Below are 14,611 nucleotides of genomic sequence, written 5' to 3'. Positions count from 1 at the left end.
GATTAATATCAGAAAATTGATAAAAAGTTACTTGACCTGGTACCGGTATCATAAATTATGATAATTTTATGAAACAACGTGGTATCATCAACTTAGAAAGGAAGTTCTGTGATGACCAACATTCATGATATTGCGCGACTATCAGGTTATTCTGTCTCGACAGTCTCACGCGTCATCAACCATCAAAAATACGTTGCGGATGATAAGCGGGCTAAAGTTGAGGCCATCATGCAAGAATTAGATTACGTTCCTAATCGAGTCGCTCGAGATCTTAGCCGGGGCCGTACTAAAACGATCGGGGTTGTTTTGCCCTATGCCAACCATCCATATTTTGCACGAATCGTTGATGGTATCGTTGGAGCTGGTTTTGCCGCTGGGTATAAAATTATGTTGCTACCTACTAATTATGATATGACCATTGAGCGTCATTATTTAGAAGACTTGCGTAGCAAAGCTTATGATGCGTTAATCTTTACGTCCCGTAGTAGCTCATTAGAAACGTTGGAACATTACCGCAAGTATGGGCAGATCGTCTGTTGTGAAGATCCTGGTGACGATCGTGAATTGGCTGCGGCGTATACGGATCGCATGGCCTCTTATGTAACGGCCTTGCGGTGGGCAAAACAGCGGGGTTACCAGACGATGGGGGTCATTCTCAGTCGCAATAATGTGATTAGTGCTAGCACTCGTGTCACGCGGCGGGCGTATCACGATGTATATGGTCAACTTACGGATGAGCGGCTTTTCACTGGCGCTGCTACCTATGAAGATGGATATCGCGCCGGTGAGTATTTCGCAAAGCAGACGGACTGGGTTGATGCAATTTTTGCTAACGGTGATGATATTGGTGCTGGTGCGTATCAGTACTTTATTGATCATCAGCTGTCACCGATTCCAAACATTGGTCAAGAAAATTTATTAACGAGTCGGTTACTTAAATTTTCAACTATTGACCATCATTTAGAGTCACTCGGTCAGTCTGCATTTCGATTGGCGATGGGGAATACTCGAACACATGAACTGATCAAATCGGAATTTATTCAACGATAATTAGAGGAGTAATGAACATGGTTGCAAGATTAGCAGTTTTTGATATTGATGATACACTCTTGGCAAGTAATAAGAGATTATTACCAAGCACCATTGCCAGCATCCAGGCACTTAAAGATCGTAATATTCACGTGGCGATTGCCACTGGACGTAACTTAGCGATGGCGCGACCGGTGATTGAGGCGCTAAAGTTACGTGATTACGTTCTTTGTAATGGTTCTGCGGCCTTTGCCGATCGTAAGCAAGTCCATCAGCATACACTCTCGAAGGCTAACATTGGCAAGTTGGTCGCTGCGGCTGATGAACAGCAAATTGATATTGTAGTTGAGTCATTAGATGGCTTACATATTCATACCCATCCATCGTCGCAAACGCGGGATGTTTTGAATACATTTCGAGCGCCAACTTTAGATTATGCGCCAGATTATTACCGGAATCATGATGTTTATCAGGCAATGATGTTTTACTCAGATTCACAGAACCAAGCTTTGCCACATCCAGATGAATTTTCATTTGTCCGTTTTCACGAACGTGGGGTGGATATTATCCCGAAAGCTGGTTCGAAAGCGCAAGGAATTGCTAAATTAGCGGTGGCACTCAACGTTGATGTGAAGAACGTGGCGGCCTTTGGTGATAATGAGAATGATCGTGAGATGCTACAAAGTGCGGGGATTGGAGTTGCCATGGGTAATGCGAAGCCAGCAATTAAAGCTTTAGCGGACCTTACGACAACTGATTGTGATCATGATGGTATTGCAAACGGATTGAAGAAAATTGGCTGGCTTTAGAAATTAGTAATCATAAAAACTGTGCGGTCCAACACTACATATAATGGATACAATTCCGTTAATGTGAATGTTTGATCGCACAGTTTTTTAGTAGTTACTTACGCAGCATTTTCTTAATTGCAGCGACCGAACGAGCCACCTGTTTTGGATCAGCCGCTTGTGGTGTGTCTGACGATTGACTTACTGCCGCCGGATCTGCTGCCTTAGAGCGTGGTGTACTCGTGGTGGGCTTATCCGCAGATTGACTGGTACTTGTTCTTGCACCCGGTGATGGCGTTACTGGTTGGCCTGGGTGCATTTGGTCCATTGTCTGATTCAATAAATGGTCGACAAAGACATTTCCTTGATTAGTGGCATGCCCCTTGGTCCAACGGTAGTTAAGGGTGGTAAATTGAGGCAGTAAGCGATCAACTGCTTGCCACAGTTCGGCGTTGACTAGTGGACCGTTGCTACGTTTCCAACCCCGGCGCTTCCAGCCCGCTAGCCAGCCCTTAGTAACGGCATTTAACACGTATTGGGAATCAAGCACAAAGAGAATACTAGTCTTTGTCTGCCCTAGTTGTTGTAGTTGTTCGAGTGCCCGTAAGAAGGCCATAATTTCCATGCGGTTATTAGTTGCACCCCATTCACCAGCGGAATCGGTGACAAGTTGGTCAGGCATTTCGATCCGGTAAGCCCACGCGGCCTTATCGTCTTGGTGAACATGTTGACCAGCCACGTTACCGGTATTACGAGAGCCACCATCGGTATAGACGGTAATTGCCGCATTGACGGGTGCTTGATTAGTCGCTGTCCTTTTTTTGGCAGGGGTGGTGGACCCCAGGTTAGTTTGACCTGCCATAAAGGCCTGCGCCGCTGCGGCAGTTGGAAAACTTTTATACTGCGCTTGTGGATACCCACTCACTTGTTTTTGTGTTTCCGGCCAAGTTCGATAAATACCGGGATGTCGGCCTTTCCGAACAGCGTAATATTTTTGTGCCATGTGAATGCCTACTTTCTAAAAAGTGATACTGTTAATTTAACATAAAAAACAATGAATTAAATAGTGCTGGCTTAATTTTAGGTGGCAATCAACGACAACAACCGGATAGCAGAAAATAATTTCCGTTACCCGGTTGCGAGGATTATCGTGAATTAGTGTTGTTCAAATAAAGCAGTCAAATAAGTCATAAAGGTTTTTAAGTAACGATCTTTGTCGACAGTTAGAGCGACCGTGACGTTGGTTGGCTCATTGAGCCGCGCTGGATCACCAATTGTTCGACCATAGTCTTCGCCACTTGCCTGAACATACATATTCAGATCTAACGTGGTGACAAAGCTAGGATCAAGTGAAACGCCAACGGCCAAAGGATCATGAAGGGCACAACCATGTAAATCAGGACTTGTAATATCATAGGCTGCAATATAGTAGTCGACGATATCCGCAAACTTTTCACCAGCGGTTGTCTTTAAATCGCGCCATTGTTGCGTTTCAGTCTTAGTCAGTAGTGTTCGTAACGTGACATCTAGACCAACCATCGTAAGTGGCATATCGCTGGTGAAGACGGCGTTAGCAGCTTCGGCATCTTGATTGATATTAGCTTCAGCGTAGTGGCTAACGTTACCTGGAACGGTCAAAGCACCACCCATTAATGTAACGTTACCAATTGTGCTGGCAATGTCAGGGGCTTTTTCAAGCGCTTCGGCCAAGTTTGTCAATGGACCAGTTGGCACTAAGGTTAAATCGGCACCGTACTGATGAACTGCGTCGATTAAGAAATCAACGCCGGACTGAGTCTCAACGGCACGCTTGGGTTCGGGGAGCTTAACGTCACCGATACCATTCATGCCGTGAATCTGTTGTGAGATGGGCATGACATCGAAGTGTTCGGTAGTACTGGAGTGAGGTTCACCTAGAAAGACGGGGACATCGGTCGCCCCTAATAATTCTAAAATTTGTAAACTGTTGATGGCTGCCTGATCAACAAGGCAGTTCCCATATGAACTAATAATCCCAATTAAGTCAACGTCGGGGGCCCCCACTGCATAGGCGATGGCCATTGCGTCATCGATCCCGGTGTCTAAGTCTAAAATCATTTTACGTTTTGCCATGTAAAACATCCTCCCTGATTAGGTCTGAAGCGCGTAAAGCTATAATTCAATTGTAAACGTTTCAGCGAGCGCTGACAACGGCTAGTAGCGAATTAAATCGTCATTGATAACAAAAAGCGTTCGGATTATTTAGATGAAACGCTTACTGGCGAAAATACAGGTGCTGACTTATACTAAAAATTAAGGAAGGTGAAAGCTAATGACGACTAAAAATCCAGTAGAAGCAATCATGAATGCGCGGCATTCCGTTCGGCAATATGATGGCCAAACTGAAATTACACGTGAGGAAATGAGTGCGATGTTGCAGACGGCGTTTTTGGCGCCAACTGCCCTGAATCAGCAACCGATTCGAGCGTTAGTCATTACGGATCAACAACTACGACAACGGTTATGTACAGCGACTGGGAATACGAGTCAGTTAACAACAGCTAGTGCGGTCGTCTTGTTTGTGGTCGACCGCGCTAATCGGCACCAAGTTCCGGCCTTTCAAGCGGGACAAGAAGTGCCAAGGGAAGATAGTCCGCTTACGATTGAATCACTAGATGCTGGTCTGATTGCGATGCAATTTATGCTAGTTGCTAAGGCACATGGCTATGATACGAATCCAATGACCGGTTTTGATGCCGCCGGATTTACAACAATTCTGGGACTAGATGCCCAGCGGTACCAGCCGTTATTGTTGGTGTCAATTGGAAAAGCGGCCGTTGCTGGTCAAATGGCCGAACATCAGCCATTGGAGACATTAGTGGCGTATCGTTGATTGAGAGGAAGTCAGAACGTGAATTTTGAAAAACATTATCGGTATACGGGAAAGCAAAAGTTGGGGTTAACCAAGTTAGCAACCACGGTTGATCCGGAATTCCAGGATGAAAAAGTTATTAAAAATCAGATTGCAAAAAATATTAAGCAGCTGTCTGAATTACAGGGAAAATTATATGCGCAGGATCGCTATGGTGTCCTGATTATTTTTCAGGCCATGGACGCGGCGGGCAAGGATAGTATGATTCGTCATGTCATGAGTGGGGTGAACCCTCAGGGGTGTGAAGTCACATCATTTAAGCAACCGACTAGTCAAGAAATTGCTCATGATTATTTATGGCGCGTTCATGATCGGATTCCTAAGCGGGGCATGATTGGCATTTTTAATCGGTCGTATTACGAAGACGTGTTAGTTAGTCGGGTGCATCCAGACATCATTGTGAACGAACATGTGGGTGATATTGAGACTAACAAACAAGTTAACGATGCATTTTTTGAGCGCCGGTTTGGCGATTTGCGATATTTTGAAGATTATTTGCAGCATAACGGGTATTTAGTGCTCAAATTCTTCTTGCATATGTCGAAGGCTGAACAGAAGCAGCGCTTTATTCGCCGTATCGAGATTCCGAGTCACAACTGGAAATTCTCAGCAGCTGATATTCAAGAACGGCAGTATTGGGATGATTATCAACGTGTTTATGATGATGCCATTACGAATACAGCTTCCAAGGCGGTGCCATGGTACGTTATTCCATCGGATAGTAAGTGGTACTCGCGGCTGTGCGTGTCCGAAATTATCAATCAACGGCTGGCTGAATTGCCGTTGGCCTACCCATCACTAGATACTAGTGCACAGTTGCAACTAAAAACGGCGCTGGAGCAACTGGATCGTGAAACCGACTAGGCGGCTGTGTGATGGTTGTACTAGTTAGACTGACAGGTGAGCTGGCTAGGTAACGGGTAAATGATTGTTTTAAGCTGGCTATTGATGAAAGTGCTGATATGCTGAGTTCAAAGTAAAATGGACTTCTCAAGAATCAAATTCTGGAGAAGTCCATTTTAGTGTATGGTCTTTGAACGCTCAAAAGGTGAGGGCTGGTTGATGCTTTGTTTTAATGACCAGCTGACGCTAGTTTTTGGGAGAACGATTGATTGAGAAACGGTAAGCGTGTGTTGTAGAGCTAACGAAGCAAAATCAACGTTGAAAAATGCTGAGATGGCTCAGAAAGCGACCGCAACTAGTAACGAGGATAATGGTGCATGGTACCAAGACCGAGACTAAGTAATCCTAGCAGTACGACAAGTCCTAACCAAGCGAGTCCAGTTGCTGGATGTTCATCAGTTTGTGGTAATGACTGGTTACTGTGATTATTAGTACGGTCAAAAATGGCGGTGGCAGTCGCCGGTAACTGATTGGTTGGTTTGGATGGTACTAGCGTATTTTTGTTGGACCCGCTTGTGGTATTGAGTCCGGTAGTAGTGAGTGGTGATGAAGTGTTGGGTTTAGCGATCGAAAGTTGCTTAGAATTTTCAGCCCCTGGATTCTTCGGTTCGGAAACTTCAGGTTTTTCGACATTAGGTTCTTTAGTTCCAGGTTCTTCAGTTCCAGGTTCTTCAGTTCCGGGCTGCTCAGTTCCAGGTTCTTCAGTTCCGGGTTCTTCAGTTCCCGGATTGTCTTCGTCTCCCGGCTCTTGCGGTTCTGTAACGTTGGGTTCTTCGGGAATATCTGGTTCTAGACGATCAATCGAGGCTTCAGCGTGACCACTATTATCGTTACTATCTTGGTAGTTGACACTATTTTCAAAAGTGTCTTTGCCATCTGGTTGATTCGTTTTAGTTTGATAAGTTAAAATCAAATCTTTAAGATAGCGGCCGTTAGCGGCAAATGTCACTTGTTGACCAGTGGCAGTAGTGGTGACTGGAATAACAGTGCCGTCCTGCTCTTTTAAACTGGCACTACCAGCAACGTATTCATGATTATTGCTTAACGTATCAGTAAAAGTTGGGTTGACGAGTGTATTATTGTTTGCCAGCACGTGTACGGTCCAGTTGATTCGCCGTGGGTCTGAAGCATCGACCCAGGCAGCGGATTTTTCTAGGGCAATCGGGGTCGTGTTACTTGGTTGGCTTGGAACGGTTCCTTTGACAGTTAATCTAACGTAGCCAGAACGATTCATAGTGGCTATTTGGTAGGCTTGATTAAACGTTACAATACCAGTGTGGGAACCCGCAGCAAGGTTAAATGTACCGACAGTTCCACCGATAAACCCATTCATCGGGAAGGACCTGTCCGTTGTGATCTGAACGTTTTCAGGAATCTGAAAAGTCATGGTATCTCCGGCCGTTATTTTCACGTTGTTGGGAATTCGCCAGTTATAATTGACAGTATAATCTTGATCTGCTGGCAATTGTGCATCGTGAGAAATAATGGTACCGTTGCTATCTTTAATAATGGCACTATTTGCATCATTGCCAGTGGCTTCGATAACATCACGAGCTTGACTAACTAATGGTGGGCCAAACATCAAAAAGAAAATTCCTGTTATTGCTAATAATAACCACCGCCATTTATTGCGCATGGTAATCGCCTCCATCTAAAGTATACCCATAGCTTACCATTCGTGTACAAGCGGAGTACAATCGGAGTTTTGTTCGCTTTTTAAACTAACCAATCGCGTTGGATTCAGTGTAGCGGTTCATTTTTCAGTACTTAGAAGGGTCAGTACAAAGCATCTTGGACAGGGCTAATTGTGCGAGTTCAATTTAAAAAAATGAGCTGGTTCTATCCATATTGTCGAAACGTGCGCCAAAAGGTTGCTTGTTGCGCCTAATGTAAATTCGGCGGTTATCCCAAACTTAGGAATAATCGCCGAATTTACGTTAATGACCACCTTTTGTCTCACACTTACTTGCTACGAGATTAGGCATCAATCTTATCTTAATCATATAAAAAGTGAATAATCAATAGGTCCACTTGGGGATTGATATGGAGCATAGAGTGACTGGCAGTAAGTGGACTGCCGTGAATAATCGCCGTCTGCGGTTGCCAACCAGCTGTTTGTAACTGGCGACTAAATGTGAGTACAGCTTGTAAATTAACGCCACCGTCACCGCTAGTTTGCCAGATTTGACCACCAATGTTTAAGATGGGCAGCTTTCGCGGTAAGTGTTTTAATACTTGGGCGGTCAATCCAGGGTAGGTTGAGCCAATCGTGACAAACTTGTCAATCTGGGCTGGGTGAGACTGGTCAGCAGTTAAATAATCGAAAATAATATTGCCACCAGATGAATGACCGACAGCATTGTAATGGGTCACGTGGTAGCGAGTTGCAAGGATATGCATGACACTAGCAAATTGACGAGCCTGTCGTTTGGCATGGTGGTTATCAGCAAAAATGACTTGGATCGTGGGATTATCCTTTAGGGTGCCAAATTGTTGAACGGTAACATGGCCAGATTGACTGACATGGACGACTAACCCCTTGGTCATGAGGCGTGCAGTAGTTAATCGGTGTACAAAACCGTTCGTGGAAAAGGCGCGCGCATAATCACCACCAACAAAAATTGTTGGGATCGTTGTTTGATTGACTTGTGCTTTTCGCAATGGGCTCAGTCGATACTGCCAATATGTTCCTAGACTGACAATGAGGGTCGTGCTTAGAACCGCCATTATTTTAATGATTTTTAATCGTCGCATGGTTAAGCTGCCTCGTTTTTTAAGTCTATTATAGTCGTAATTAGCGAAATTGGTTTTGCAAACCTTCGTGGAATCCACTAGAATTAGAAGCAACAAATCTACATACAAGAGAGCTGGGAAACGATGAATTCAGAATACGATTTAACAATTATTGGTGGTGGCCCGGTTGGGATGTTTGCAGCCTTCTATGCTGGCATGCGTAATGCGCGTGTGCAGTTATTAGAAAGCTTACCTGAATTAGGTGGACAGGTTCAAACCTTGTATCCTGAAAAGGTGATTCATGATGTCGCTGGTTATCCGGCAATTAAAGGGCGCGAGCTAGTGGCACAACTTGAAGCCCAGTTGAAGCAGTTTCCAATTGATATTCAGTTAGCTAGTCCGGTGATGGATGTAACTGGTGCGATGGGTGATTTTACGATTACGACAGCTAATGGGCAACAATCGCATACAAAGGCGATTATTGTTGCGACCGGCAGTGGGGCTTTTGAACCCCGGCGTCTGGCGGTTGATAATGCAGCTGATTTTGAGAATAAACAATTGTTTTACCATATTCCTAGTGTTGAGCAGTTTCGAGATCAAACGGTGCTGGTTGCTGGCGGTGGTGATTCAGCGATTGACATGGCACTAATGTTGGAGTCAGTTGCCAAACAAGTCTACATTATGCACCGGCGAGACCGATTCCGCGGTATGGAACACAACGTTGACTTACTAAAGGCATCGTCCGTGGCGATAAAAACGCCATTTTTGATCAAGCAGCTTGCTGAAACTACGGATGGTCAGCTGGAATTAACGATGAAAGAAGTACGGGGGACCGCCGAAGAAACGTTGGCAGTTGATGATTTGATCGTTAATTATGGCTTTATTGCGGATAATAAAGTGATTCGTAATTGGCACGTTACGCCAACGATGGAACACCGGTTGATTACGGTTGATACGCAAATGAATACCGATATTCCAGGGATTGCGGCCATTGGTGATACAATCATTTATCCCGGTAAGTTGGGACTGATTGCGAGCGGTTTTGGCGAAGCACCAAACGCAGTCAATCAGTTAATGATGGCTTTGTACCCAGAACGGCGCAGTCCATTGCACAGTACGACCGTCTTTGAGAAAATGTAAACAACTTGAATAAGGGCGGACTCAGCATCACTAAATACTGAGTCCGCCCTTATTTTTGTGCTACTTATAAAATGCAGATGATAAGCAGTATCATCCGTCAACAACGTTGTCTGACATTATTTTTGGATGCTAGCAACCTGGAATTTGTGAGCTGCTTAAAAGAGTATTTCCTTTAAAATGTGGGACTTCATACTGAGGTATTGTTATTCATTGCTAGTCAGGCTGAGTTCATTCATGAAGGTCAACAAGAGCTTGGCGTAACTTGGATGATCAGTGTTGCTCTTCACTTCGGCTTGCATTTCCGTTAAGTTATCCGTGACGACCCCGGTTACACCCATAAACATCATTTGATCCATCTGATCGGTATCATCGATGTCCCAAGCATAGACGGTCTTGTGATAACGCTCAGCTTTGTCGACAAATTGATCGTTTAAAGTGGTAACTTCCATGGTGTAGCCATTGGCGTCCGTGTGGGGGAACGTTAAATTATAGGGCAGAATATAGCTGACAAACTGCTGCTTGTCTAAGCGTTTCAAGTCCCGCATGACTTTATAACTGAGTGTATGAACTTGGTCATGGTTTGCCAGTAGCGTCGCCCCGTAACGGTTAATAAAACGCTTAGTATCGGCTGAGGTGTACGCCGAGCTAGTTTTGATTTCAACTAATAACTTTTGGTGATGCGCGTGAGCGGCTTGCAAATAGGCGTCAAAGCTTGGAATCTTTGCTTGATAGCCATTTTCACGGACGGTAATTTTTTCCAGTTGCTTGAGTGTTAATTGTGACGGTTTCTTTTTAATTCCCGCAAGCGCCTTTAGTGTCGGATCATGCATCACGACAAATTGATGATCCTTAGTGACTTGAATATCCATTTCAACATAATCAGGATGTTCCTTGCTGGTTTTTACGAGTGCCGGAATTGTATTTTGAACACCATTACCATCATCGACACCCCGGTGGGAAATCATGATTGGTTTGGTAATTACTAGCCCGTTGAGGTAGACCAGATTAACGGCAACTAGGAGACTGGTTGCTAAGATCAGACCGACCGCCACGCTAGCACGAGTTAGTTTGCGTAAGCGGGGTGCCTCATTGAAGTATAACGGTTGTTGCCGTAAAATTGTAAAATCTTGGCGATAGCATACGATAATCAACATCATAAAGATAGCTGTCGTGTAGCAGATAATAATTTCCGTGACTGCTTCCATGATGAAGAGGTTAACGGTTGCAGCAACCATGGCAAAGCTAGTCTTGTCAAACTGTAGCTGAGCGACATAAATTAGCGTATAGATTAAGGTGACGACTAGAAAAATCATAAGTAAGGTTACGGCCATTAGCCAGATGTAACGAAGAACATGATGACGTGTTTGTTGCCAGCTACGGGTGACGGCCAGCCGCCACGGTAAGCCATCGATGATCATTAGCGGTAATAGACTAATGAGCCGAATACCTAGGTAACCAGCCACTAGGTAGAAAAGTACTAGGCCGACTGTCATCCAGGGATTATCCGTTAGATAACTAATAATAAAAGCAGGAATTCGCGCCTTATTCAGTAGGGGCGTCGTGAAGATGAAGCTGCCGAATGGCAGGATGATCATGAAATAGCCGATAAAAAATAGAAAGGTGCTCGGTGACGTGGCATTCAAGCTAGTGAATGTCGAGTGTAAGACTTCTCGTACTGTTTGCGGCCGACCGCGAAAAATATTGATGATACCGAGTAATAGGAATGCGAATTGCCAGTAAACTAAAATAATAATGGCTAATAAAATGGCTAGCATCCCGAGGGCCGCCAAAGGTTGGCGGATAATAATGCTGCCAATATTAGTATAGGAAACATAACTTACGCGCTGCCATTTTAGAAGCATTTCCAAGACCCAGTTGAAGAATGGCACGGCAAGATAACTGATAACAATATTGGTACCGAAAATTAGGGCAACGTAACTGCCCCAGTTCTTATAGAAACGGTGGGTACTATCCCACCAAAAACGCCAAGCGCCCATGAATGGTGCCTCCTATCTCGGTTCGCTAAGTACGAATCGAGTCATAATTAATTTTATTTTATCATGAAATCCATACCAGTGGACGCCCACTAGTTGAACACTAAGGTACAAAAAAAACGCTATGGGACGTGAAGTGAACGCCCATAACGTTTTTCAGTTAGTTCTTGATTATTGTCACTTAGTTGGTATTACTAGAACTAGTTGTTGTACTATCGGTATCATCCGGATTGGTAATCTTGATCCGAGTTGAATCGGTCTTCTTATGCGAAGCTTCTGGTGCATCCGTCTGATACAGTGTATCGGTGGACTTGTTACCATTCTTCGAGTAAAGACTAGTTGACTTACCAGCCAGTTTATTCTGAATCTGAATTTCTTTTTCAAGGCCATCGGCGTAATTGTAATTTGAAGCGTCGACTTTCTTGAAACCCTTTGGTGTGTAAAAACGTAACAGGTTTTTGTTGTTAAGTGAATCAGAAAGACTCAATTCTTTATCGACCTTTTTTTGATCCTTATCGACGGTTTTTTGAACCGCTTCGTCGTCATCAATTGTTTCACCCGTCACGTTATCATAAATTTTACCGCTTAGGACGGTGTATTTAGAAGTTACAAAATCACGATTGCGAAAGGCAACGGTACTGTCATGTTGCTTGGAGAAAAGGTCGGTACCAAACTGAATGTAGCGTTTGCTAGAGATACCAAGTAGGTGCAATATCGTTGGTAATACATCGATTTCACCACCATAAGTCGATTCGACCTTACCACTCTTAATTTCAGGTATATTGATCATGAACGGGACCCGCTGAAGCTGCGCACTATCAAAGGAACTCCAATCATCTGCCGATTTACCCAAAATCGGGGCTAACGTTGAATTTTCACTGTTCGACAGGCCATAATGATCACCGTACAGCACGATCATCGAATTCTTTAATAGACCAGCCTTTTGCAAGTAAGTGTAGAATTCTTTAATCGATTGGTCGAGGTAATGAGCAGTTTGGAAATAACCGTTGATTGCCGAATCGCTAGTATCGGTAGTTTTAAAGGTCGTATCTTCCTTATCTAGAGTGAAGGGGAAGTGGTTGGTAACCGTAATGTACTTAACGTAGAACGGTTGTTGTAAGCGCTCTAGGTACTGAACAGAATTCTTGAATAGCAACTTATCCTTCAAGCCGTAACCGGTTGACTTATCACCCGTGGTATCGAAGTAGCTAGCATCAAAGAAGTATTGATAGCCCATGTTCTTATAAGTGTTATTACGATTCCAAAAGCTAGCAACGTTACCATGGAAGACTGCTGACGAATAATTGGCGCGTTGATTTAAAATCGCCGGAGCCGCTTGGAATGTATTATCAGAACCTAATTGGGAGAACAAAGAGCCGGTTGAAAGACCATAAGTGCTAGTTTCAAGCATGTTTTCAGCATCGGAGGTTTTTCCTTGACCGACTTGGTGAAAGAAGTTCTTAAAGCTGTAAGTTGCGTTGCTATGGTATAGCTTATTTAAGAACGGTGTTACTTCCTTGCCATTGACCTTCTGATCAATGAGGAACTGTTGAAAACTTTCCAAATGAATCACAATGACGTTACGTCCCTTAGCCAACCCATACATCTTGGCGTTGGGAGCCGCATAGTGAGACTCAGTATAATCTTTAACGGTGTCCAGTTCTGATTTTTTGGCACTGGCCCGTTGGTGGTTCGTCTGTTCGTCTTTGATACCGTCGTAGACCGTGAAGGCATCGAGACCAAGATATTTGACAATATAGGTACGGTCAAATGTTCTGGTCAGTAGTTGCGGACGGTTGGCTTCGGCCAAAGTTAGGTTGAGACCAAAGCCGGCAATGGCGGCGGAAGTATAGGCAAAGGCAGTGTGTTTCGCAATTGGCCGGGCCTCTTGCTTGATTCGATGAAGAATAACTAGGGCAAGGATGACGATAATATCTGCCCAATATAGCACGTCACCCCAACTTGCCAATGCAAGTGATGAACCGGTGAGTCCCTGACTAACTTTGGAGACTCCAGTGATCGTACTAACGGTCATGAAATCCGTAAATTCACGATGATAGATCACGTTGGCATACAGTAAAATGGTGTCTAAAGCATCAATGAATAGCAGAATATAATAGTATACACCGGTTTTACGAATGTAGAACGCCAGACTAAAAAGGAAAACCGTCGTTGCAATCGGGTTCACGAGCATTAAAAATGCTTGAAGTGGATCGGCAACGCCTAACGAAAATTCCGTTAAGTACGCGTAGATGGTCTTGGCCCAAAATAGAAGGACTAGTAGCCAAAAAAATCCAATTCGCGTATTAACGTATTGGCGAAATTTGGTAAACATCGATAAAGACCTCATTTTTAACAAATTTGGATATGACTCGATAAGCAGTCATCAAGTCATTTTAACATATGATGTAAAGTCGTAAGCGCGAACATTTTTAAGAATGCGTTAATTTCGGCCGGTGCTGGTTTGACGGTCGTGTATGAAACGCGTATTCTCAAAGTATTTGAGAAGAAAAGTAGGTAAAGCGATGCAAATTAAAACAAGCAATCAAATTGATTCATTGGTGTATGCTGATGCCATTACGATTCGTCGAGCGGTATTTGTTACTGAACAGCACATCGATGAAGCTTTGGAGATTGATACGGTCACGCCGGCAACTTGGCATTATGTTCTGTATGATGATCAAGGACAAGCGGTGGCCACTGCACGGGTGACTCCCAGTGATGCGCAGACAGGCCATGTTCAACGGGTCGCAACGTTGAAGGCAGCTCGTGGGCGGGGCTACGCACGAAAATTACTGCAACGAATTGCTGCCGACGGTGTTGAGCGTGGCTGGCGCCAATTAACATTGGGAGCCCAGGTTACCGCGCAAGAATTTTATACACAATTGGGTTACCAACCACAGGGTGAACCGTTTATGGAGGCCGGATTACGGCATCAAACTATGACATTGATGTTATCATAGTGGCAATCCAATGATGGTTATTTATTTAATGCGTGCTTTCACACTGACAAAGACGGCTGGCGTTAATTAAGCGGTTATGAATCATGTTAAAAATACCCTAAGCACATTGGTAGCAAATGAAAAATTGCGTTTTCAGTATTGAATGCTGAA

At 44.1% G+C, this 14,611-nt stretch carries 12 protein-coding genes; 6 read left to right on the top strand and 6 right to left on the bottom strand.

Translation table 11 applies throughout. From position 1 onward, the window contains the following. Window positions 1–111 precede the first annotated feature (111 nt). Together LP667_RS11300 and LP667_RS11295 are read left to right on the top strand one after the other, a co-directional pair. Entirely contained in the window at window positions 112–1,050 is a 939-nt protein-coding gene (locus tag LP667_RS11300) for a LacI family DNA-binding transcriptional regulator (protein WP_056988382.1), read from the top strand. A gap of 17 nt (window positions 1,051–1,067) precedes the next feature. Continuing rightward, window positions 1,068–1,838: a Cof-type HAD-IIB family hydrolase gene (locus LP667_RS11295; protein WP_021732736.1), complete on the top strand. Its 771-nt coding sequence runs from the start codon at window positions 1,068–1,070 to the stop codon at window positions 1,836–1,838. A gap of 94 nt (window positions 1,839–1,932) precedes the next feature. Here the strand turns inward: LP667_RS11295 and LP667_RS11290 are convergent, their stop codons facing one another. Further along, window positions 1,933–2,820, bottom strand: coding sequence for a ribonuclease H family protein (locus tag LP667_RS11290; RefSeq protein WP_056988383.1), 888 nt, complete (start codon window positions 2,818–2,820; stop codon window positions 1,933–1,935). Window positions 2,821–2,972: 152 nt separating this feature from the next. After that, window positions 2,973–3,929 (bottom strand): nucleoside hydrolase, encoded by a 957-nt coding sequence (locus LP667_RS11285; RefSeq protein WP_021732734.1) that lies wholly within the window; start codon window positions 3,927–3,929, stop codon window positions 2,973–2,975. Between the two features lie 199 nt (window positions 3,930–4,128). On the opposite strand from LP667_RS11285, the gene LP667_RS11280 reads away from it, so the two are divergent. Next, window positions 4,129–4,689, top strand: a complete 561-nt coding sequence (locus tag LP667_RS11280; protein ID WP_021732733.1) for a nitroreductase family protein — start codon at window positions 4,129–4,131, stop codon at window positions 4,687–4,689. A gap of 18 nt (window positions 4,690–4,707) precedes the next feature. Further along, complete coding sequence (locus LP667_RS11275) at window positions 4,708–5,592, top strand: polyphosphate kinase 2 family protein (RefSeq protein WP_021732732.1); 885 nt, start codon at window positions 4,708–4,710, stop codon at window positions 5,590–5,592. A gap of 334 nt (window positions 5,593–5,926) precedes the next feature. Here the strand turns inward: LP667_RS11275 and LP667_RS11270 are convergent, their stop codons facing one another. Further along, window positions 5,927–7,267, bottom strand: coding sequence for an Ig-like domain-containing protein (locus LP667_RS11270; RefSeq protein ID WP_021732731.1), 1,341 nt, complete (start codon window positions 7,265–7,267; stop codon window positions 5,927–5,929). 359 nt (window positions 7,268–7,626) lie between these two features. Continuing rightward, window positions 7,627–8,385: an alpha/beta hydrolase gene (locus LP667_RS11265; RefSeq protein ID WP_021732730.1), complete on the bottom strand. Its 759-nt coding sequence runs from the start codon at window positions 8,383–8,385 to the stop codon at window positions 7,627–7,629. 123 nt (window positions 8,386–8,508) lie between these two features. Between LP667_RS11265 and LP667_RS11260 the strand changes: the two genes are divergently transcribed. Then, complete coding sequence (locus LP667_RS11260) at window positions 8,509–9,504, top strand: NAD(P)/FAD-dependent oxidoreductase (RefSeq protein WP_021732729.1); 996 nt, start codon at window positions 8,509–8,511, stop codon at window positions 9,502–9,504. A 203-nt stretch (window positions 9,505–9,707) separates the two neighbouring features. Here the strand turns inward: LP667_RS11260 and LP667_RS11255 are convergent, their stop codons facing one another. After that, window positions 9,708–11,501, bottom strand: a complete 1,794-nt coding sequence (locus LP667_RS11255; RefSeq protein WP_056988384.1) for a glycerophosphodiester phosphodiesterase — start codon at window positions 11,499–11,501, stop codon at window positions 9,708–9,710. 178 nt (window positions 11,502–11,679) lie between these two features. Next, on the bottom strand, window positions 11,680–13,833 hold the full coding sequence (locus tag LP667_RS11250) for an LTA synthase family protein (protein ID WP_021732727.1): 2,154 nt from the start codon (window positions 13,831–13,833) through the stop codon (window positions 11,680–11,682). A 190-nt stretch (window positions 13,834–14,023) separates the two neighbouring features. Here LP667_RS11250 and LP667_RS11245 point away from each other — a divergent pair, with 190 nt between their 5' ends. After that, window positions 14,024–14,461 carry a GNAT family N-acetyltransferase gene (locus tag LP667_RS11245; protein ID WP_021732726.1) on the top strand — a complete coding sequence of 146 codons (438 nt, stop codon included), beginning with the start codon at window positions 14,024–14,026 and terminating at the stop codon, window positions 14,459–14,461. Window positions 14,462–14,611 lie beyond the last annotated feature (150 nt).

Origin of the sequence: Lactiplantibacillus paraplantarum, from assembly GCF_003641145.1 — a bacterium.
Lineage (GTDB): Bacteria > Bacillota > Bacilli > Lactobacillales > Lactobacillaceae > Lactiplantibacillus > Lactiplantibacillus paraplantarum.
Note: the sequence above shows the minus strand (reverse complement) of the source record. Positions and strands in the feature narration are given on the sequence as shown.